We start from the raw sequence: 22,648 nt of genomic DNA, 5'->3' as shown, positions 1-22,648 counted from the left end.
GGTTTTAGCCGTATTTGAAGCAGCGGCAGGTGTGTTGCTTGGTGGCGTACTTGGCTTACCGGCAACCACAGTAAGCTTGCTGTTTGTTTTGCCTATTCCAGGTTACTTAGTCGGTGCAGGCTTATCTAGTTACATCGCACAACGTCGCTCTGAGCGCCGTGCATTGAATGTTGGTCTGGTTGCGATATTGGTAGGCTCAACAGTGGTATTGATACCGGGTCTGTTTGGTCAAACAACAGCATTAACTTTGATTGGCGGTGCCACAATTTACTTCTTGGGCGCTGGCATATTATTCCCAGCAGCAACAACAGGGGCACTTTCGCCATTCCCGTACCACGCTGGTACTGGAGGTGCGATTTTAGGTGGTATGCAAAACCTAGGTGCTGGCATCGCAACACTATTGGCATCGTTCTTCCCAGCTCAAGACCAACTGCCACTCGGTTGCCTGATGATTGCTATGTCATTCATCGCTATGCTTGGTTTACGTTGGGTTAATCGTAAACCTGACCACTCAAACGAAATGCCATTGGCTATTTAACGTAAAACTCGAATCTTGCTAAACAAAGGAAAGGGACATACTGAAAAGTGTGTCCCTTTTTGTTGCACATTTATTCCTTCCACTCTCACGTATCAGTAATTTCATTTAACATTGCTTTGATTTTTTGAAAACAATAACAGACACTTACGATGAAGGTGCATATCCAGAATCCAATTATAAATAATATCACTGGAAGAACACCAACGTACCTGAACTCTCACAACAAAGGATGCTGGCATTAAAACGAGTAAGGTACACACTAAGGATATACAGATGCGTATCGCTTTAACCACATTAGCCGTATCAATAGCGCTTGTCGCCGGATGCAGCAATCAAGGAATCTCAACCATGAACCACTACTCTCAATCACAGCTCGTCGCTCAGCAAACCCAAGCACCCGTTGCTAAGAAAGTCCCTCACGCAATGACGATTCATGGTGAAACCCGAATCGATGATTACTATTGGATGCGCGATGATGCACGCCAAGATCTAGAGATTTTGCAACAACTTGAGCAAGAGAATCAGTACGCAGATACGGTGTTGAAACATACAGAAGCAGCACAAAAACAACTATTTGAAGAGATTAAAGGCCGAATCGCGAAAGACGACAATTCGGTACCGGTTCGCAAAGGCAGTTACTACTACTCGAATAAGGTCACAGGCGACAACGAATACCCAGTTCACCTGCGTGAAAAAAACTGTTTAGGCACAGACAAGCAAGTCATCTTAGATGTAAACGAGCTAGCAAAAGAGCATGAATTCTTCAGTATTGGTGGCTTAACGATCAGCCCAGACGAAAACTTGTTGGCCTATGGCGAAGATACGCTAAGCCGTCGCATTTACACCATCAAGATCAAAGACCTCACAACAGGTGAATACCTAAAAGATGAAATTGAAGGCGCTTCAAGTGCTATCGCGTGGCAAAACGACAACCAAGCCTTCTACTACATCAAAAAAAATCCACAAACATTGCTGGGTTATCAAGTTTACCGCCACGTGTTAGGCACAGCTCAGGCAAGCGATCAGTTAATCTACGAAGAAGCCGATAGCGCTTACTACACCTCTTTGAGTAAAAGCAAAGATGGAGAACAGGTCTACATTTGGCATTCGAGCACAGAAACCAGCGGTGTCTCAGTCATCGATGCCAACAACCCAAAGGCTACAGCTGAGGCTTTCTACCCAAAAGAGACCGGCATAGAGTACAGCATCGCTAAGCTAGGTGATTGGTATTACATCTACACCAACTACCAAGCGGTCAACTTCCGTTTAATGAAAGTCACAACCGAAGAGATGCATGATCGCTCAAAATGGGTCGATGTCATCCCAGCAGACGATAATACTCAGCTTGTAGATTTCGAGTTGTTTGATGACCATCTTGTCTACGAGCAACGCGCGGATGGCTTGTCTACAGTGAAAGTTCGCCAACTCTCAACAGGCCACGAGTTTCCACTTGAATTTAACGACACCGCATTTGCCGCTTACCTAACGAGTAACTATGAATTAGATAACGCAAAAGTTCGTATCTATTACAGCAGCTTAACCACGCCAGGTACTTACTATGATTTCGACCTAAGTACAGGTGAATCCGAACTCATGAAGCAAACACCCGTATTAGGTGATTTCGAAGCGGATAACTACCAATCAGAGCGAATCATGATTACGGCTCTCGATGGTAAGCAAGTTCCTGTCTCTTTGGTTTATCGTAAAGACTTATTTAAGAAAGACGGCACTAACCCAATCTACCAATACGGCTATGGGTCTTACGGCTCTACGATTGAACCTACCTTCAGCTCAACTCGCCTAAGCCTACTGGATAGAGGTTTTGTTTATGCCATCGCACATGTCCGCGGTTCAGAAATGCTTGGTCGCCCTTGGTATGAAGATGGCAAAAAACTGACCAAACAAAACACGTTCAACGACTTTATTGATGTAACCAAAGAGCTTGTTGAAGAAGGCTACGGCGCGAAAGATAAAGTGTTCGCCGTTGGGGGGTCTGCTGGCGGTCTATTGATGGGAGCAATCATCAACCAAGCACCAGAACTGTACCGTGGTATTGGTGCACATGTTCCGTTTGTAGACATTGTGACAACCATGCTCGATGAATCGATCCCTCTAACCACCAATGAGTATGACGAATGGGGTAACCCGAACGATAAAGCCTACTACGATTACATGCTGGGGTACTCACCGTACGACAACATTAAGGTACAAAACTACCCGAACATGTTGGTAACGACAGGCCTGCATGACTCACAGGTGCAGTACTTTGAGCCAATGAAATGGGTTGCGAAGCTGCGTGAAATGAAAACAGACAACAACGTATTGCTGTTCAAAACCGATATGGAAGCCGGTCACGGTGGCGCTTCTGGCCGATTTAAACGATTAAAAGAAGACGCACTTGAATACGCGTTCTTTTTGGATTTACTTAAGACTCAATAGATTCTACGTAACTGTAAGTATTCACATCATTTAATGTCGCCATTTTGTCTCTACAAAGTGGCGACAGAAATTATTAAGCATGGTTAAATACGATGAACCATGAAATCCACCAAATCAAAAACCTTTAAAAACAAGCAGTGACAAAGGTTTACGAGAGGTATAAAAACAAATGAAAGTAATTAGCTTCAACATCAACGGTCTTAGAGCCCGCCTTCACCAACTGCAAGCTATTATCGACAAACACCAACCCGACGTGATTGGTCTGCAAGAGATAAAAGTGCACGATGAAGCCTTCCCAATTGCTGATGTTGAAGCAATGGGCTATAAGGTTTACTTCCACGGTCAAAAAGCCCACTACGGTGTGGCAATGTTGTGTAAGCAAGAGCCTATTTCTGTGCAGAAGGGTTTCCCAACAGATAATGAAGACCATCAAAAACGCATGATCATGGCGACGTTTGAAGATGAAAATGGTGAAAAGGTTACCGTGCTAAATGGCTACTTCCCTCAAGGGGATAACATCAAGCATGAAACAAAATACCCGTACAAACGCCAGTTCTACAAAGACTTGATGACTTACCTAAATGACTACCACAACAAAGACGAACAAGTCATTGTGATGGGCGACATTAATATCAGCCCTATCGACGCAGACATCGGCATCGGTGAACCTAATGCGAAACGTTGGTTGAAAACAGGTAAGTGCTCTTTCCAACCAGAAGAGCGAGAATGGTTGAAAACACTGATGGATTGGGGTTTTGTGGATAGCTTCCGCTTACTGCACCCTGAAGTAAACGACCAATACTCGTGGTTTGACTACCGCTCGAAAGGTTTCGTGGACAACCGCGGCCTACGAATTGATGTAGTACTTGCGACTCAGAAGCTTGCTGATAAGTGTACTGAAGCAGGCATCGATTACGAACTGCGTGGCATCGAAAAGCCGTCTGACCACGCGCCAATTTGGTCAACGTTTAAGTAATCAACAGCAACAGAATCTGCTCATAAAAAACGGCGCTATAGAAGCGCCGTTTTGTTAATTATGATGTGTAATTAGCTAAGTGGTCTTAAGTAAGCTAAGAAACGTTTCTCTGCGAATTTGAAAATCGCAATGATGATAAACGTCAACCCCATGTAAAACAGACCTGCTGTTAGGAAAGATTCAAACGGAGCATAGTAGCGAGAGTTAACCAAACGAGCTGCACCCGTTAGATCCATAATCGTCACAATACCTGCAACGGCTGAGCCGTGAAGCATAAAGATAACTTCGTTACTGTAAGCCGGTAATGCACGACGTAATGCACTTGGCAGAATGATACGTCGGTATGTCTTAGGTGTGCTCATGCCATACGCTTTTGCTGCTTCAACTTCACCTTTTGGTAAGCCGTTAATCGCACCGCGAATGATTTCAGCTGTGTATGCCGATGTGTTAAGGATGAATGCCACCAAAGCACAAAACCATGCATTTTCCCATAGTGTATCTTTTACAGGGAAGAACTGATCCATTCCGTAGTAAATCAGGTACAACTGCACCAATAATGGCGTACCACGGAAGAAATAGATGAACGACCAAGCAGGAGCGTTAATCAGCATATTTGGGCTGTTACGAGCGATAGCTAATGGTATGGCGACGAATAAGCCAATGATCAAAGCAACGCAAACCATCCAAGCCGTTGTCCATAAACCACCAAGGTAAATCGGCAGGCTTTCAATTATCAATGAAAAGTCCATAACTACCTCGCGTGGATACTGAATTTACGTTCAACCAGCTTAAGTAAGCCCGTTGAAACACTGGTGAAGAATAAGAAGATAATCGCCACAGTCATGTAGAAAGTGAATGGCATTTTGGTTGAACCCGCCGCCAGTGCACTAACACGTACCATATCTTCTAGGCCAATAATCGAAACCAGCGCAGTGGTTTTAAGTAATACCAGCCAGTTATTCCCAAAACCCGGTAATGCGTGACGAATCATCTGCGGTAGCAGTATGCGGTGAAACGCCTTTACAGGGCTCATACCATAAGCTTTTGCCGCTTCCATCTCACCGCTGTCGACAGCCATGATCGCACCACGGAACGTTTCTGCCATATAGGCACCGAAAATAAAACCTATGGTTAAGACACCAGCAACAAATGGGCTGACATCAATATAATCAGGTAGGTAAGAGGTCCATTCGTGGTTAGGATCACTGGATGCAAACCACTCGTTGAGCCACTCGTTGATGGAATACAAACTGTTGTTTAAAAGGATTTGTCCACCAAAGAAAATCAGCATCATCAGTACGAGATCGGGAATGCCTCGAATGACGGTTGTGTAGAGGGTTGCAATAGCACGAGCCCAGCGATAAGGCGCGAGTTTTGCTAAGGCACCTAGCATACCAAGAACCATAGCTAAAATTAGCGACAGCAAGGCAACTTCGATTGTGAGCACCGCCCCTTTCAGGATCGACGCTTCATATCCTTGTAAATCAAACATAATGGATTCCAACAGAACTGCGAAAAAGTTGGTAAGACAGGGAGAGGAGAACCTCTCCCTTAAGAATTGACGCTAAAGATTACTGACCGTATACGTCGTAGTTGAAGTATTTAGCCGCGATATCTTGGTAGATGCCTTTTTCACGTAGTGAAAGGATTGCCGCATCTAATTGCTTAGTCAGATCTTTGTCTTGCTTACGTAGAGCAATACCAAAACCTTCGCCGAACCACTTAGGATCAGTTAGTGATGGGCCAACAAACTCGTAGTCTTCACCACCAGCTTTGTTCAGCACGCCTTCTTCTAGAGCAGATGCATCACCTAGTACAGCAGCAACACGACCGTTTGCTAGATCAAGGTAAGCTTCGTCGAATGAACCGTAACGAACGATCTCTACTGTATCGCCGTAGTTGTCTGTTAGGTATTTATCGTGAGTTGTTGCACGTTGAACTGCAATCTTTTGACCGCTTAGATCATCAAAGTTAAGGCCTGCACCTTTCTTAGCGATGAACTTGTTTGGGATAAGTGCGTATTTACCAGTGAAGTCGATTTTTTTCTTACGCTCTTCCGTGATAGACATTGCCGCGATGATCGCATCATATTTACGAGCAAGTAGAGAAGGAATGATACCATCCCAGTCTTGTGCAACGATCTTACACTGCACCTGCATTTCAGTACAAAGTGCGTTAGCCATATCGACATCGAAGCCTTTCAGTGACCCGTCAGCTTCTGTCCAGCTAAATGGAGGGTAAGCACCTTCAATACCAAAGCGTACTGTTTTCCATTCTTTTGCTTGAGCTACGCCCGTTGCAGCAGTTGCAGCAAGTGCCGCGACTAATAACCACTTTTTCATATCCCTACTCCTGTGATTTAGGTTTTTATGTTTTGCTAGTTTTAATATTGTGTTTGTTGTTGCTTATTAACTTACTTGTTGTGTTTTGTTGTTCACACCGTCGCTGTTTACCGTTGGCAACGGCGTTTCAATTCTGATTAGTAAATCGATGAGATAAATTGTTGTAAACGTTCAGATTCAGGTTCCGTAAACAGTTTAGCTGGATCGCCCTGTTCTTCCACTAGACCTTGGTGCAGGAACATCACATGGTTTGATACGTCACGAGCAAAAGCCATTTCATGTGTTACCACAAGCATGGTTCTTCCTTCTTCTGCTAGATCTCGCATTACACCAAGTACTTCCCCTACTAACTCAGGGTCAAGTGCTGATGTTGGCTCATCAAACAGCATCACTTCCGGATCAACCGCTAACGCTCGAGCAATTGCCGCTCGTTGTTGTTGTCCACCGGATAAATGACCTGGGTAGTAATCTTTGCGCTCATACAAGCCTACTTTTTTAAGTAGTAGCTCTGCATTTTCAATCGCTTGTGCTTTAGGTACACCTAAGACGTGAACAGGCGCTTCGATAACATTTTCGAGAACGGTCAGGTGAGACCAAAGATTGAAGCCTTGAAAAACCATCGCTAAGCGAGAACGGATTCGCTGTACTTGTTTTTCGTTGGCAGGAACAGATACGCCTTGGCGGTTGTTTTTCATTTGAATTAATTCGCCATTAACCCAAATCTCGCCTGCAGTTGGTGTCTCTAAAAGGTTGATACATCTAAGGAAAGTACTTTTACCCGACCCTGAAGATCCGATAATCGATACAACATCGCCTTTATGCGCAGAAAGTGAAATTCCCTTTAAAACTTCATTTTGACCAAACGTTTTGTGTAGATCCTTTATGTCCAGCGCTGGTACATCTTTCATGCGCTTTCTCTCCCAAGTTTGTGAAAATGCAAGGTACTCCGACCTTTTCATGCGATACAAACTAGCACCACACGAAACAACATGCAACAAATTATTAACCTGATAAATTGGAATAAATAGCGATTCACTCTGACTTATTATGCAAAAGGTAGCGTTTTCGCCTCAATTTAATGAATGAGTTCTATCAATAAGCTGCAATTACACCCCTTACATTGTTTAAATAAAGTTAATCAAAATGAGATTCTCGTAGCTGGATGTCTCACAAGAAAAACAAGTTTTGTGAACTTAGATACGCCGAGATCTGCAAAATATACATACACACCGTAAGGCACAATTATTTTAAGGTTATTACATTGTAAGCATTTCACTCGGAACAGTTGGGAAGCAAGTAATAGTGAAATAACTCAGTAAGAATTGAGTATTGAACTCAAGCCATGACGACAAAGGCTCGAAGAAGATAGGTAAACGTCAATTTGTGAAAACTAATTACACGATTCATCAATGGGAAGTTAATGAATCGCTGCGTTTTGTAGCTTTCTTTCACATATACTCATAAAGTGATCAAGATCAATCACCCTAAAGGGTAAGCTTGTTAGACTCCTCAGCAAAGAATAAGGCATTAAAAATGCCAAACATTTCTTTTAACTTAGCTGCATAAAGCACATCAAAACCGTGCAACATGATGTTAATGAGTTATAACTAAGAAATAACGCAATTACGCGAACTTATAGAATTCAATTTTAGAATTACTAACATAAAATATGAGGAATCTATGTCAGACGTTGTGAACAATGCGAACTCTGAAGTAGAAGAGAAAAGCTATAAAGAGCTACACCGCCCTGCTTCTGAATTTGAGAACCGCTCAGATTATCTAGATCACGAACTTCAAATCATGAAGCCTCGCCGCTTTGGCCTAAACCTTCCTGGCCGTGACTTCCGCTTTGAACTAGAAGACCTTGTTCCTGCACTGGCTGGTACCATTGGTATCATCGCGATGTACTCTGCAGTAATGATGTCTTGGGCTGAAGGCCTAACTCAAGCTTGGGATCACGTAAACCTTGGTAAAGACTTTGCGATTGAAGTCGCTCGTGTAGAAATGCTTATCCCTGCACTGCTGTTCTGTATCCTTGCTTCTGGTTTCTTTAACCCTAAAGCTAACCTTGCCGGTAACCACGGCCCAATGATTCCTCTTATTGGTACCATCGCTCTTGCTGGTGCTCACCCTCTTGCATTGGCAATCCTTATCGGTGTCTTCGGTCTTATCCTAAGCTTCCTAAAAGGTGGGTCTAAACTTGTTAACCTTACCTCTGAAGGTACGGCGGGTGGCTTGCTCATCTTCTTGGGTCTAACCGGTACAATGAGCCAAATCAACTCAATTCAAGCTTGGGCTGTTGGTCTTCAGTCTGACACTGTCGCTGCTGGTAGCATGGGTTACATCGGTTTGATTGTTCTAGCCGTTACCATCGGTCTATATGCATTCCTTGCTAAAGTGAACAAGCGTTGGTTAGCAATCCCTGTTTGTGCTTTCACTGGTCTAGCTATTGCTCTAGTACTTGGTGCTGGTTTCGATATCAAATTCGTAACTGAAACAGGCATTCCAAACCTAAACCCAATCTACTGGTGGGGTTCTACTGAAGAAGGTTGGATGCTTGGTTTACCAAACGTTGAGCACTTCATCGCTTCTCTACCATTTGCAATCCTAGCAGTAGCAATGTGGTCACCTGACTTCCTAGGTCACCGTATCTTCCAAGAACTGAACTACCCTAAAAAGTCTGAAAAAGTACTGATGGACGTAGACGACACAATGACTATGTGTTCAGTTCGTCAAATGGTAGGTACAGCAGTTGGTGGGGGTAACATCACTTCATCTTGGGGTACTTACATGATCCCAGCGGCTATCGCGAAACGTCCAATCCCTGGCGGCGCAATCTTGCTTGGCTCTCTATGTATTATTGTTGCGATTCTTGGCTTCCCAATGGACGTAGCAGTATGGCCACCAGTGATGCGTGTTGCGCTACTTGTAGGTGTATCTCTACCTCTACTTGAAGCGGGTATGCAGATGGTTAAAGATTCAAAAGACTCTCAAGCAGCTGGTATCTGTATCTTCGGTTCAGCGGTTGTTAACCCAGTATTAGCATGGGCACTGACTATGCTTCTAGATAATAACGGTCTAATTGGTGATAAAGAGCGTGCGAAGCGTCTATCATTTGTAGATAAGATTGTTATCCCAGTTGGCGTTTTAGTTATCTGTCTAGTAGCAATGCTTGCAGTTGGTATGCTAGAAAGTCAATATGGCCTAAAAGCTTGGCTATAATGGTCCTTACTACACAAAAGTAGTATTAGGATTAAAAAAAAGTTTGGGTGGCAACCCCTGCCACTCAAATTTTTTCAACTTTTTTTGGCATTTATTGATTTAGTTTAAGGTTTGCAGAAATTTTTTAGCGTAGTCTTGAATTCATAGAGTAAAGACAACATATAAAAGGTAGTGACAATATATATAACCATATGACGCTTATATGCTCATATATATTGTTATTAATAAGAGTGTACTACCCTTACGAGGGGCGCTGGCTCAACAGTGTTAATGTACGTATTTTTTCTACTAAAAAGGTAGGTATGTCATGGCAGAGCAATTTGCTAAAGCTTGGGAAGATTTTGCTGCAGGTGAGTGGCAAAGCGAAGTAAACGTTCGTGATTTCATTCAAAAGAACTACACGCCGTATGAAGGCGACGAGTCTTTCCTAGTTTCTGAGGGTACTGAAGCAACTAACAAGCTTTGGTCTTCGGTAATGGAAGGTATCAAACAGGAAAACGCAACTAAAGCACCTGTAGATTTCGATACTTCTGTTATCTCTACCATTACTGCTCACGATGCAGGTTACATTGAGAAAGATCTTGAGACTATCGTTGGTCTACAAACTGAGAAGCCACTAAAACGTGCAATCATCCCTAACGGTGGTGTGCGTATGGTTGAAGGTTCTTGTAAAGCATACGGTGAAACTCTTGACCCAATGGTTTCAAAAATCTACTCAGAATACCGCAAAACACACAATGCTGGCGTTTTCGATATCTACACTCCTGATATCCTAAAATGTCGTAAGTCTGGTGTTCTGACTGGTCTTCCTGATGCTTACGGCCGTGGTCGTATCATTGGTGACTACCGTCGTGTTGCACTTTACGGTATTGATTTCCTAATGAAAGACAAGCAAGCTCAATTTGCTTCTCTTCAAGAGCAATTCGAAAACGGTGAAAACCTAGCAGAAACAATGCAACTGCGTGAAGAGATCTCTGAGCAACATCGTGCTCTAGGTCAAATCAAGCAAATGGCTGAGAAATACGGTTTCGATATCTCTGAGCCAGCTCAAACAGCTCAAGAAGCTATCCAGTGGACTTACTTCGGCTACCTAGCTGCTGTTAAATCTCAAAACGGTGCTGCAATGTCTCTAGGTCGTACTTCGACTTTCCTAGACATCTACATCGAGCGTGATATCGCTGCTGGCAAGATCACTGAAGAACAAGCACAAGAAATGATCGACCACTTCGTAATGAAACTGCGTATGGTTCGTTTCCTACGTACTCCTGAGTACGATGAGCTGTTCTCTGGCGACCCAATCTGGGCAACAGAGTCTATGGGTGGTATGGGTATCGACGGTCGTACGCTAGTAACGCGTTCGAACTTCCGTTTCCTAAACTCTCTATACACTATGGGTCCTTCTCCAGAGCCAAACATCACTGTTCTTTGGTCTGAGCAACTACCTGACGGCTTCAAGCGTTTCTGTGCGAAGGTATCTATCGATACTTCTTCTATCCAGTACGAAAATGATGACCTAATGCGTCCTGACCTAGAGTCTGATGATTACGCTATCGCTTGTTGTGTATCTCCAATGATCGTTGGTAAGCAAATGCAGTTCTTCGGTGCTCGTGCTAACCTTGCGAAAACAATGCTTTACGCAATCAACGGCGGTGTGGACGAGAAACTTAAGATGCAAGTTGGTCCTGTTTCAGACAAGATCACTGACGAAGTTCTTAACTACGATGACGTAATGGGTCGCCTAGACACATTCATGGACTGGTTAGCTAAGCAATACGTGACTGCACTAAACAGCATTCACTACATGCACGACAAGTACAGCTACGAAGCGTCTCTAATGGCTCTTCATGACCGTGATGTTCGTCGTACTATGGCTTGTGGTATCGCTGGTCTATCTGTTGCAGCTGACTCACTGTCTGCAATTAAGTTTGCTAAAGTGAAGCCAATCCGTGACGAAGACGGTATCGCAACTGACTTCGAAATCGAAGGCGATTACCCTAAATACGGTAACAACGACTCTCGTGTAGATGATATTGCTTGTGAACTAGTTTCTACGTTCATGAACAAGATCCGTAAGCTTAAGACTTACCGTAACTCTATCCCTACACAGTCAGTTCTTACTATCACGTCTAACGTGGTTTACGGTAAGAAAACAGGTAACACTCCAGACGGTCGTCGTGCTGGCGCTCCTTTCGCTCCTGGTGCAAACCCAATGCACGGTCGTGATGAGAAAGGCGCTGTAGCTTCACTAACGTCTGTAGGTAAACTACCGTTTGCTGACGCACAAGATGGTATCTCTTACACGTTCTCTATCGTGCCAAACGCACTAGGTAAAGAACAAGACAGCCAACGTGCTAACCTTGCAGGCCTAATGGATGGTTACTTCCACCACGAAGCTGGCATTGAAGGTGGTCAACACCTTAACGTTAACGTTCTTAACCGCGAAACTCTTGAAGACGCAGTTAAGCACCCTGAGAAATACCCTCAGCTAACAATCCGTGTATCTGGTTACGCTGTTCGCTTTAACTCTCTAACTGCAGAGCAACAAGCTGACGTAATCGCACGTACATTTACTGAGTCTCTATAAGCTCACGCTCAATAGACAGTAAATAATATTAGCCTCGCCAATGTGCGGGGCTTTTTTATATCTGAAATAAATCGCACTACACTCCCCTATCCCGCGAAATGTTAGGTTGAGCAAAAAAGCACCCTGCCATTCACTTTTTTTCCACAAATTCTGTCAAATTACGGTAATATCGCGGTTCATAATTTAAGAGTAACTGCTCCATGAAATACCTGCGTTGTTTACCCCTGATTCTTCTCTCTTTCTCATCTTTAGCCTCTGAGCGTTCTACGTTAACTTTTGCTTTAGATAATGATGGTATTTTTGGTGTCGACCAAGACTATACCAACGGCTTATTTCTGGGTTACACATCATCAAGTATTACGCCATATAACTGGGTAAAACCATTGAGTCTTTCCTACTGGGGCGCAAGCTCTCTAGACAAGTGGGAAATCACCATTGGCCACAAGATGTATACGCCTTCTGACATTGAGTTAGAAACGCCATCGCCTAATGATCGCCCATACGCAGGTTACCTTCACACTGAATTCAATTACATCAGCTTAAACCCACAGCAAGCCCAGCGTTTTAATATCACGTTTGGTACTACGGGCGAACGTGCACTGTCTGAAGATGCTCAAAAGCTGGTTCACTCAATCACTAAGTCGGATGAGCCGATGGGTTGGGAATACCAAGTCGATGATGAATGGGCGGGAAGCGTTGGTTACCTAAGCCATTTCAACCTAATGCGTAATCAAGCTCTTGCGAATACTGACTACGAAATCTCTAACGTTTCTGAAATCAACGTCGGTAACTTTAGAAGTGACATTTCAACGGGCTTCATGTTTCGTTGGGGTACAGACTTAGGCGGTAACTTTGGTGCAGCTAACATCACCACAGAAAACCCATTCAAACCGGGCATGATCGGCGCATCAAACGCTGGTTGGTTTACCTATGCAGGCCTCGAAGGTCGCTACCGATTCAACGACCTGACTATCGAAGGCGATCGCTCAGGTGTTGATGAGTACGCTAATAAAAACAACGAAGATCCAGCGATCTACGATGTGACTTTAGAGAACATTCAAGCAACTGCTGTATTGGGTGTCGCTTGGTATAACCGATACGTTGGTGCCTCTTTAGCGCTAACCGCAAAAACACCGGATTACGAAGAAGCGAAAGAGTCAGTGTACACCACTGGCGGTATCACAATGTTTGCTTTCTTCTAGCCACCAGTAAGGGCTTTCGTCCTTTACTTTTCAAGTTTAATAAAGGCAATCATCTTCACAGGTGGTTGCCTTTATTTTTAAAGGTCTCGTTACCATTTGACCCTATTTTATGTACCGTTTTTGTAATAAAATAAACGGTATAAATTCCTCTACGAGAATAGCTCATGTCTACAACTGGTCGCATTCACTCATTCGAATCTTGTGGTACTGTCGATGGCCCTGGTATCCGCTTTATTGTGTTTCTTCAAGGCTGCTTAATGCGTTGTATGTACTGTCATAACCGTGATACATGGGATCTTCATGACGGAAAGGAAGTAACGGTCGAAGAGATCATCAACGAAGCAAAATCATACCGTCATTTCATGAAAGCATCGGGCGGTGGTATCACCTGTTCTGGTGGTGAAGCGATGCTACAACCTGAGTTTGTTCGTGACTTTTTCCGCGCAGCTCAAGCTGAAGGCATCCACACTTGTCTTGATACTAATGGCTACATTCGTAAGCACACTGAAGTGGTTGATGAAGTCCTAGAAGCCTCTGATCTAGTTATGTTGGATCTTAAGCACATGCGAGATGAGATTCACCACGATTTCATTGGTGTATCAAACAGACGTACTCTGGATTTCGCACGCTACTTACACAAAATCGGTAAGAAGACGTGGATTCGTTATGTGATTGTCCCTGGCTACACGGACACACCTGAAGATGCTCATCTGCTAGGCGAATTCATCAAAGACATGGATAACATCGAGAAAGTAGAACTGCTTCCATACCATAAGCTTGGTGCACATAAGTGGGAAGCACTTGGTTTTGACTACCCTCTTGAAGGTACAAACCCGCCAAGCAAAGAGAAAATGGACGAGATTGTTGCTGTTCTTAGCCAGTACCATTCAAACGTAAAATACTAATCTAGACTGACGTTCATAGTGATTTCAAGCGCCTCAATTTCGATTGGGGCGTTTTCTTTTCGAGCCAAACAATCCTTTCACTTTTCTTTACAACTTTTGTTTATCAATTCAAAAAATCATATTAAATCCGTGTTGAGATCATGTTTCCACTCGTAGGAATGCTGTTACTCTTACTGCAACAAAAGAATACAACATTTAGTTTTTTAGTGAGGCTCCTCCCATGGAAATGACCAATGCTCAGCGTCTAATTCTATCAAATCAATACTACCTAATGTCTCAAATGGATCCTGAGAACTCCGCTAAATACCAACGTCTACAAACGATTGTAGAACGTGGTTACGAACTCCAAATGCGTGAGCTTAACAAAGAGTTTGGTTGTTTGACTGAAGCAGAATGTCGCGAAATTATCGACATCATGGAGATGTACCATGCAATGCAAGAGTCGAACAAAATGCTTGCAGAGCAAGAGAGTGCTGAAGTAGACCAACGTCGCCTGCAGTTCTTAGGTTTTGATATCGCTTCTGAAGCGCAGATCGTACACTACGTGCGTTTCCTTGTTGATTCTGAAGGTCTTTACCCTCAATTCGACAAAGCCGATCACCACTTCAATAGCCAGATGCCAATGCTAGAGAAGTACCGTCGCATGCTAACAACATGGCGCAACTGCCCTCGTCAGTACCACCTATGTGCGACAGAGCTATCTCAAATCTTTAGCGCTTAATTCGTTAATAGATCAGCGATAACTTTTAAAAAGTTTCAAGAAAAAGGGTTACTCATCATGAGTAACCCTTTTTTTAATGTTCGCACACAAAGAGAAAAACCAAAGCAACTAGAAAACGTAAGCAACACCAACGTTCGCGGCCATGTTGATACCACTTTCAAGTATTGGGCTATTCTCTATATCACCTTCAAGGTTGGTATAACGAACGCCACCAGTTACTCGAACATTTGGCGTAACATACAGATAGCCACTATTTTGAACCCATTATTCTTCACTACATCTACCTATTTATTGAGCAATTTTTGATAACTTTGCGCATTATATGGTACTCCATTCCAAAAATCAATAGAGCCCAGTTATACATCTAATGCACATAAATCCATTGTGAGTATTGTTAAGCGACCTAAAATCTCAAAACAAACGGCCAGATCCCCTCGAATGTAAAATAATTTGATTCTACGCGCCTCAAGTTGCCTATTGCGCTCGCCACGTTTTTCACACGCAAAATTGTAAATAAATACATAATTGTTAAGCAAAATTGTGGAAGCGGGTCTAACCTTAAAATGTAGGGAGAGCCTATTTTTCAATCGCTCGTCAGTTTTGACTGGTTAACAAGGGGAATGTGACTATGAGTATCTTTGACCACTATCAATCACGTTATGAAGCAGCCAAGGAAGAAGAGCTGACATTGCAGGAGTTCTTAGGGCTGTGTAAAGACGATAAAAGTGCTTACGCTAATGCTGCCGAGCGCTTATTACTAGCCATTGGCGAACCAGAGGTTATTGACACTGCTCAAGACCCTCAACTGAGTCGTATTTTCTCGAACCGTGTCATCTCACGCTACAGCGAATTTAAAGATTTCTACGGTATGGAAGATGCGATTGAACAGATTGTTTCTTACTTAAAACATGCTGCGCAAGGTTTAGAAGAACGTAAACAAATCCTTTACCTACTTGGCCCTGTGGGCGGTGGTAAATCTTCTCTCGCTGAAAAACTCAAAGCCCTGATGCAGAAACTACCAATCTATGTATTGTCTGCTGACGGTGAACGAAGCCCAGTAAACGATCACCCATTCTGTCTATTCGACGTTAACGAAGACGGCGACTTATTGAAGAACGAATATGGCATTGAGAAACGCTATCTTCGCTCAATTATGTCTCCGTGGGCAGCGAAACGTCTGCACGATTTTGGCGGTGATATTTCCAAATTCAAAGTCATCAAACTGCGCCCTTCTATTCTCGATCAAGTTGCGATCGCGAAAACGGAGCCAGGTGATGAAAACAACCAAGATATCTCGTCTCTGGTTGGTAAAGTTGATATTCGTAAACTTGAACACTTCTCTCAAGATGATCCTGATGCCTACAGCTACTCTGGTGCGCTTTGTAAAGCCAACCAAGGTGTGATGGAATTCGTGGAGATGTTCAAAGCACCAATCAAAGTATTACACCCTCTACTTACGGCAACACAAGAAGGTAACTTCAACGGTACCGAAGGGCTTTCTGCACTGCCATTTGACGGTATGATTCTCGCTCACTCGAACGAATCTGAGTGGCAGACCTTCCGTAACAACAAAAACAACGAAGCATTCCTCGACCGTGTGTACATTGTAAAAGTCCCTTACTGTCTGCGTGTGTCTGAAGAAGTTAAGATCTACAAGAAACTGCTTGAGCACAGTGAGCTATCCCAAGCGCCTTGCTCACCAAGCACACTCGATCTGCTATCGCAATTCAGCATTCTTTCGAGACTAAAAGAGCCTGAAAACTCATCTCTATTCTCTAAGATGCGTGTTTACGATGGTGAGACTCTAAAAGACACCGATCCAAAAGCGAAGAGCTACCAAGAGTACCGAGATTATGCTGGCGTTGACGAAGGCATGTCTGGGCTATCAACGCGTTTCGCCTTTAAGATCCTGTCTCGTGTGTTTAACTTCGACCAAGCCGAAGTGGCCGCGAACCCAGTGCACCTGTTCTACGTTATTGAGCAGCAAATCGAACGGGAGCAGTTCCCTCAAGAGACCGCCGAGAAGTACCTAGAGTTCTTGAAAGGATACCTAGTGCCACGCTACGTAGAGTTCATCGGTAAAGAAATTCAAACCGCTTATCTAGAGTCTTACTCTGAGTACGGTCAGAATATCTTCGACCGCTATGTCACCTACGCAGATTTCTGGATTCAAGACCAAGAGTACCGCGACCCAGAAACAGGCCAACTATTTGACCGTGCTTCTCTGAATGGTGAACTAGAGAAAATCGAGAAGACAGCCGGTATCAGTAACCCTAAAGACTTCCGAAATGAGATTGTGAACTTTGTGCTTCGTGCCAAAGCCAACAATAACGGTCAAAACCCAGTGTGGACGAGCTACGAGAAACTGCGCACTGTGATTGAGAAGAAAATGTTCTCTAACACAGAAGAGCTACTTCCTGTTATTTCGTTCAATGCTAAGACCTCAACGGATGATCAGAAAAAACATGACGACTTCGTTGCTCGTATGATGGAAAAAGGCTACACCGAGAAGCAAGTGAGACTGCTATCTGAGTGGTACCTAAGAGTTCGTAAATCCTCATAACTAAACGGTATTGAGCTGCTCAACTGAGCAGCTCGTATAAACCAATAACTTTTATACCTTAGTAAATCAATAACTCTTATACCCGAATAAAAAGTAGGATCGCGACATCAGCTGAGAGGGAGTTCTTATGGCACAATTTATCGATCGGAGGCTCAATGGCAAAAATAAGAGTGCTGTGAATAGACAGCGTTTCTTACGACGCCATAAAGAGCAAATCAAAGAATCTGTGGCCGATGCAGTTAACCGACGCTCAATCACCAATACAGAAACAGGTGAAGACGTCACTATTCCCCATAAAGACATCAAAGAGCCGAACTTTCACCAAGGTCAAGGCGGCGTAAGAGAGCGCGTTCACCCAGGTAATGATCAGTTCATCACTGGCGATAAAATCGAACGCCCTAAAGGTGGTGGTCAAGGTGGTGGCTCAGGCCAAGGCGACGCAAGCCCTGATGGCGAAGGCCAAGATGAATTTACCTTCCAAATTTCAAAAGATGAGTATCTTGATATTCTCTTTGAAGATTTAGCTCTACCTAATCTAGAGAAAAATCAGGTCAACAAAATCACCGAATGGAAAACTCACCGCTCTGGTTACCAAAGCGCGGGGATTCCATCCAACATCGCTATCGTTCGTTCACTACAGCAATCTCTAGCTCGTAGAACCGCGATGACAGCAGGTAAAAAGCGCGAGCTTAACCTACTGATGGAACAGCTTGACCAAGTTAAAATGACGGAGCCGGCACAACCTTTTGAGGAAGGTCGCCTCAAAGAAGAGATTGCCGAGTTACGTAAAAAGATTGAAAGCGTGCCGTTCATTGACACCTTCGACTTACGTTTTAAAAACTACGAGAAGCGCCCTATTCCATCTAGCCAAGCCGTGATGTTCTGTCTAATGGATGTATCGGGCTCTATGGATCAGGCCACAAAAGATATTGCGAAGCGCTTTTATGTTCTTCTGTATCTGTTCTTAAATCGCACCTACGAAAACGTCGATGTTGTGTTTATTCGTCACCATACTCAGGCTAAAGAGGTCGACGAACATGAGTTTTTCTACTCACAAGAAACGGGTGGCACCATTGTTTCAAGCGCACTGAAACTGATGAAGGAAATTGTCGCAGACCGCTACCCTGCTAATGAGTGGAACATCTATGCAGCACAAGCCTCTGATGGCGATAACTGGGCTGATGACTCTCCTCGCTGTAAAGAGTTACTGGTCAATACGCTTCTGCCAACTTGCCAATATTACTCTTACATCGAAATAACACGCCGCTCTCATCAAACACTTTGGCACGAATACGAAAAACTCGAGAGTAGCTTTGACAACTTCGCCATGAAAAACATTAAAACGGTGGATGATATTTTTCCTGTGTTTAGAGAACTGTTCCAAAAAGAGACAGCGTAAGGGAGTTTGCCATGACAGCGAAATCAAACGTTGCAGAGAAAAACAAAGCTGCAAAAAAGAAAAACGACAAGATGCTGCCTGATGGTCCAGATTGGACGTTCAACCTCTTGGAGAAATACCACGTAGAAATCAAACGTGTTGCGCAGCATTACCGTTTAGATACTTACCCAAACCAGATTGAAGTGATTACTTCAGAACAGATGATGGATGCCTACTCGAGCATTGGTATGCCTATCAATTACAACCACTGGTCTTTTGGTAAGAAATTCATTCAAACCGAGCAAAACTACAAGCATGGCCAAATGGGCTTGGCATACGAAATCGTAATCAACTCCGATCCTTGTATCGCTTACCTGATGGAAGAGAACACGGTCACAATGCAGGCGCTGGTAATGGCTCACGCTTGTTATGGCCACAACTCTTTCTTTAAAGGCAACTACCTGTTCCAAACATGGACCGATGCCAGTTCCATCATCGATTACTTGTTGTTTGCTAAGAAGTACATCAGTGGTTGTGAAGAGAAATATGGTGTTGCTGAAGTCGAGCAGCTCCTTGATTCTTGTCACGCACTGATGAATTACGGCGTAGACCGATACAAACGCCCTGAGAAGATTTCCATTGCAGAAGAGACAGCAAGACAAGAAGAACGCGAAGCTTATCTGCAATCTCAAGTGAATGAGCTATGGCGAACCGTTCCTCAAAATAAAAGTAAGGAAGAAGAGACCAAGATCCGCTTTCCTAGCGAGCCTCAAGAAAACATTCTCTACTTTATCGAGAAGAACGCACCACTGCTTGAACCTTGGCAACGAGAGTGTGTTCGCATCGTTCGCAAAGTGAGCCAATACTTCTACCCTCAAAAACAAACTCAAGTGATGAACGAAGGATGGGCAACCTTCTGGCATTACACCATTCTTAACCACCTTTACGACGAAGGCTTGGTGAGTGATAAGTTCATCTTAGAATTCCTACACAGCCATACCAGTGTCGTCGCACAACCTGCCTACAACAGTCCTTATTTCAGCGGGATAAACCCTTATGCGCTTGGCTTTGCGATGTTTAGAGACATCCGACGCATCTGTGAAGAGCCAACCGATGAAGATAGAGAGTGGTTCCCTGAGTTAGCCGGAAGTGATTGGTTAGAAGCGGTGCACTTTGCGATGCACAACTTCAAAGATGAAAGTTTCATCAGCCAATACCTTTCTCCAAAAATCATTCGAGACTTTAAGCTGTTCTCTGTACTCGACGACGACCGTAAAAATACCATTGAGGTGAGTGCTATTCATGATGATCCGGGCTATCGCCTGATTCGTGAGAAGCTTGCGGCGCAATACAACCTAAGTAACCTTGAACCAAACATTCAGGTGTTTAATGTCGATGTTCGTGGTGACCGCTCAATGACACTGCAATATGTGCCTCACGACCGCATCCCGCTTGATAAAGGCTACGACGAAGTGATGAAGCATCTCTATCGCTTGTGGGGCTTTGATGTGATTTTGGAAGAGCTCAAAGATACGGGTCATAGAGAGATTCTGACTACTTGTCCAAAACGTAATGATTATGGAGCCAAGATTTAATATCAATCACAGTAAGTCAGTGTTTGGTATAAAACTCCGCTCCCCCTACAACATAGTGGTCACCCGCTCGGAAGTGGAGCAATAAAAAAACGCATAAGTCTGATGACTTATGCGCTTTCTTTTTAAGGCTCAAACGTCTGTAAATGAACGTAAGGCACCAAGCCTAGAACTAGAACTAGAACTAGAACTAGAACTAGAACTCAATAAGCTTAAACAATCGGCTTTTGACCACGTTCAATCAGCTTCATCAGCACACTGTCTGCAGATTTACCTGCCACGCCCGCTAGTTTGTCTGAAAGCTTTTTCTTCTGTACGTAGTGAATCGCTAGAACCGTTTTGTCCTTACATGCCGCTACGACTAAATCATCAGAAGTGCTGATCTCATCCACCAGCCCAAGTTCATGTGCTTGTGTACCAAACCAATGCTCACCCGTTGCTACTTTTTCAAGATCTAACGCAGGACGATGGTCACGAATGAAGTCTTTGAACAGGCCATGCGTCTCTTCTAGCTCTTCTTTAAACTTCTCGCGTGCTTTATCGCTGTTCTCACCAAACATAGTTAATGTACGTTTGTACTCACCCGCCGTTAACTGTTCGAACTCAATGTCGTGCTTTTTAAGCAGTTTGTTGAAGTTTGGCAGTTGAGCGATAACACCAATAGAACCAACAATAGCAAACGGTGCAGATACAATCTTGTCTGCGATACATGCCATCATGTAGCCGCCACTTGCTGCGACTTTGTCTACCGAGATAGTCAGAGGCAGACCTGCCGCTTTGATACGGTCAAGTTGAGAAGACGCCAGACCATAGCCGTGAACCATGCCACCGCCAGATTCCAGTTTAAGCAATACTTCATCACCTTCACGAGCCACAGCCAGAACCGCCGTTACCTCTTCACGTAATGAAGCCACTTCTTTCGCATCAATGCTGCCGTTAAAATCAAGAACGAATAGATGTGGTTCACGCTTGCTATCAAGCTCACCCTCTTTCGCTGCTTTCTTCACTTCTTTGCCACGTGATTTTACTTTCTCTTTTTCCGCTTTCTTTTCAGCTTTATCACGGGCTTTGATGAAAGCATCATCGTGTAGATGGTGCTCTAATTGTTCAATCGTCTGTTTATGATGCTCAGATAGGTTCGTGATTTCCAGCTCACCTTTAATCGCGCTTGATTTCCCACCCACAGATTTAGCAATCACTAAAATTGCGATGATGGCGATTACAACGGTCGCAATCTTGGCTAAAAACAAGCCGTAGTCCAACAAAAATTCCAATGTCATATCCCCTATTGTATGAATTAGTGTATTGTAACCATCTTGTCACGATTACCAAGAATTTCTCATCATTCCTGCGGTTATCTGTGTGATTAAACATCAATGGAATGACGAACATAATAAAAGAAAGAAGGATAAGCACAGTGGATTACCCAATCTCTACAGATGCCCTCAAAGATAAAGTAATTTTGGTTACAGGTGCCGGTGCTGGCATTGGTCGCCAAGCTGCACTAAGCTTCGCTCAACATGGCGCAACTGTCATTCTGTTAGGCCGCAATGTTAAAAACCTAGAATTCATTTACGATGAAATCGAAAGCGCTGGTTACCCGCAGCCTGCAATTATCCCATTGGATTTAAAAGGTGCGACAAAGCAGAACTACGTTGATATGGCTGAAACCATTCAATCACAGTTCGGTCGTTTAGACGGCCTACTTCATAATGCTGGCGTTCTTGGCACTCTGAGCCCGTTTGAGCAGATTGATGAAGAAACCTTTGATGATGTTATGCAGATCAATGTGAAGTCTGAGTTCTTGATGACTCAAGCTCTGCTACCTGCACTTAAAAAAGCAGAAGCAGGTCGTATCGTATTCACCTCTTCTACCGTTGGTCACTCTGGCCGTGCATTCTGGGGCACTTACGCGATTTCTAAGTTTGCTACCGAAGGGATGATGCAGATCTTAGCGGATGAGCTTGAAGACACAAACATCCGTGTTAATGCGATCAACCCAGGTGGTACTCAAACACGTATGCGTGCAAAAGCGTACCCAGGTGAAGATGCGAACAAGCTGAAAACGCCACTCGACATCATCCCACTGTACCTACACTTAATGAACCCAAGTGTGACAGACATTAATGGCCAATGTATCGATGCTCAACCTAAGTAACTGATATCATTGACCAATAGTAAAAAGT

General features: G+C 43.8%; 16 protein-coding genes and 2 pseudogenes. 12 read left to right on the top strand and 6 right to left on the bottom strand.

Annotated elements, in window-relative coordinates; translation table 11 throughout:
• The 3 genes and pseudogenes from A136_RS17500 to xthA all read left to right on the top strand — a co-directional run.
• A pseudogene (locus A136_RS17500) lies at positions 1 to 538 on the top strand (multidrug efflux MFS transporter EmrD); the annotation flags it as partial.
• A 348-nt stretch (positions 539 to 886) separates the two neighbouring features.
• Positions 887 to 2,977: a S9 family peptidase gene (locus A136_RS17495; RefSeq protein ID WP_017063495.1), complete on the top strand. Its 2,091-nt coding sequence runs from the start codon at positions 887 to 889 to the stop codon at positions 2,975 to 2,977.
• 169 nt (positions 2,978 to 3,146) lie between these two features.
• Positions 3,147 to 3,953: an exodeoxyribonuclease III gene (gene xthA, locus A136_RS17490; protein ID WP_010437369.1), complete on the top strand. Its 807-nt coding sequence runs from the start codon at positions 3,147 to 3,149 to the stop codon at positions 3,951 to 3,953.
• Between the two features lie 71 nt (positions 3,954 to 4,024).
• On the opposite strand, the gene A136_RS17485 is transcribed toward xthA, so the two are convergent.
• From A136_RS17485 to A136_RS17470, 4 genes are all read right to left on the bottom strand, one after another.
• Positions 4,025 to 4,702 carry an ABC transporter permease gene (locus A136_RS17485; RefSeq protein ID WP_017063494.1) on the bottom strand — a complete coding sequence of 226 codons (678 nt, stop codon included), beginning with the start codon at positions 4,700 to 4,702 and terminating at the stop codon, positions 4,025 to 4,027.
• A gap of 2 nt (positions 4,703 to 4,704) precedes the next feature.
• Positions 4,705 to 5,445 (bottom strand): ABC transporter permease, encoded by a 741-nt coding sequence (locus tag A136_RS17480; protein ID WP_017063493.1) that lies wholly within the window; start codon positions 5,443 to 5,445, stop codon positions 4,705 to 4,707.
• Positions 5,446 to 5,524: 79 nt separating this feature from the next.
• Positions 5,525 to 6,295, bottom strand: coding sequence for an ABC transporter substrate-binding protein (locus tag A136_RS17475; RefSeq protein WP_010437364.1), 771 nt, complete (start codon positions 6,293 to 6,295; stop codon positions 5,525 to 5,527).
• A 137-nt stretch (positions 6,296 to 6,432) separates the two neighbouring features.
• Entirely contained in the window at positions 6,433 to 7,203 is a 771-nt protein-coding gene (locus A136_RS17470; protein WP_004736532.1) for an ABC transporter ATP-binding protein, read from the bottom strand.
• A 772-nt stretch (positions 7,204 to 7,975) separates the two neighbouring features.
• Between A136_RS17470 and A136_RS17465 the strand changes: the two genes are divergently transcribed.
• From A136_RS17465 to A136_RS17445, 5 genes are all read left to right on the top strand, one after another.
• Positions 7,976 to 9,517: a DUF3360 family protein gene (locus A136_RS17465; protein ID WP_008220142.1), complete on the top strand. Its 1,542-nt coding sequence runs from the start codon at positions 7,976 to 7,978 to the stop codon at positions 9,515 to 9,517.
• Positions 9,518 to 9,824: 307 nt separating this feature from the next.
• Positions 9,825 to 12,101: a formate C-acetyltransferase gene (gene pflB, locus A136_RS17460; protein WP_017063492.1), complete on the top strand. Its 2,277-nt coding sequence runs from the start codon at positions 9,825 to 9,827 to the stop codon at positions 12,099 to 12,101.
• Positions 12,102 to 12,301: 200 nt separating this feature from the next.
• Positions 12,302 to 13,303, top strand: a complete 1,002-nt coding sequence (locus A136_RS17455) for a lipid A deacylase LpxR family protein (protein WP_017063491.1) — start codon at positions 12,302 to 12,304, stop codon at positions 13,301 to 13,303.
• A 164-nt stretch (positions 13,304 to 13,467) separates the two neighbouring features.
• Positions 13,468 to 14,208 carry a pyruvate formate lyase 1-activating protein gene (gene pflA / locus A136_RS17450; RefSeq protein WP_010437353.1) on the top strand — a complete coding sequence of 247 codons (741 nt, stop codon included), beginning with the start codon at positions 13,468 to 13,470 and terminating at the stop codon, positions 14,206 to 14,208.
• 220 nt (positions 14,209 to 14,428) lie between these two features.
• Entirely contained in the window at positions 14,429 to 14,929 is a 501-nt protein-coding gene (locus A136_RS17445) for a YfbU family protein (protein WP_017063490.1), read from the top strand.
• 108 nt (positions 14,930 to 15,037) lie between these two features.
• Here A136_RS17445 and A136_RS22385 read toward each other — a convergent pair.
• A pseudogene (locus A136_RS22385) lies at positions 15,038 to 15,178 on the bottom strand (MipA/OmpV family protein); the annotation flags it as partial.
• A gap of 379 nt (positions 15,179 to 15,557) precedes the next feature.
• Here A136_RS22385 and A136_RS17435 point away from each other — a divergent pair.
• From A136_RS17435 to A136_RS17425, 3 genes are all read left to right on the top strand, one after another.
• On the top strand, positions 15,558 to 17,492 hold the full coding sequence (locus tag A136_RS17435; RefSeq protein WP_017062132.1) for a PrkA family serine protein kinase: 1,935 nt from the start codon (positions 15,558 to 15,560) through the stop codon (positions 17,490 to 17,492).
• A gap of 127 nt (positions 17,493 to 17,619) precedes the next feature.
• Positions 17,620 to 18,891 carry a YeaH/YhbH family protein gene (locus A136_RS17430; RefSeq protein WP_017062133.1) on the top strand — a complete coding sequence of 424 codons (1,272 nt, stop codon included), beginning with the start codon at positions 17,620 to 17,622 and terminating at the stop codon, positions 18,889 to 18,891.
• Between the two features lie 11 nt (positions 18,892 to 18,902).
• Entirely contained in the window at positions 18,903 to 20,465 is a 1,563-nt protein-coding gene (locus A136_RS17425) for a SpoVR family protein (protein ID WP_017062134.1), read from the top strand.
• 209 nt (positions 20,466 to 20,674) lie between these two features.
• On the opposite strand, the gene sohB is transcribed toward A136_RS17425, so the two are convergent.
• The gene (sohB, locus tag A136_RS17420; protein ID WP_009849001.1) at positions 20,675 to 21,736 is read right to left on the bottom strand and encodes a protease SohB; all 1,062 of its coding nucleotides are present in this window, start codon (positions 21,734 to 21,736) and stop codon (positions 20,675 to 20,677) included.
• Between the two features lie 143 nt (positions 21,737 to 21,879).
• Here sohB and A136_RS17415 point away from each other — a divergent pair, with 143 nt between their 5' ends.
• Positions 21,880 to 22,620, top strand: a complete 741-nt coding sequence (locus A136_RS17415) for a YciK family oxidoreductase (RefSeq protein ID WP_017062135.1) — start codon at positions 21,880 to 21,882, stop codon at positions 22,618 to 22,620.
• Positions 22,621 to 22,648 lie beyond the last annotated feature (28 nt).

It is taken from the genome of Vibrio crassostreae 9ZC13, assembly GCF_000272045.2.
Classification (GTDB): Bacteria; Pseudomonadota; Gammaproteobacteria; order Enterobacterales; family Vibrionaceae; genus Vibrio; species Vibrio crassostreae_C.
The sequence above is the reverse complement of the archived record's forward strand: the minus strand, read 5'-3'. Positions and strand labels throughout refer to the sequence as shown.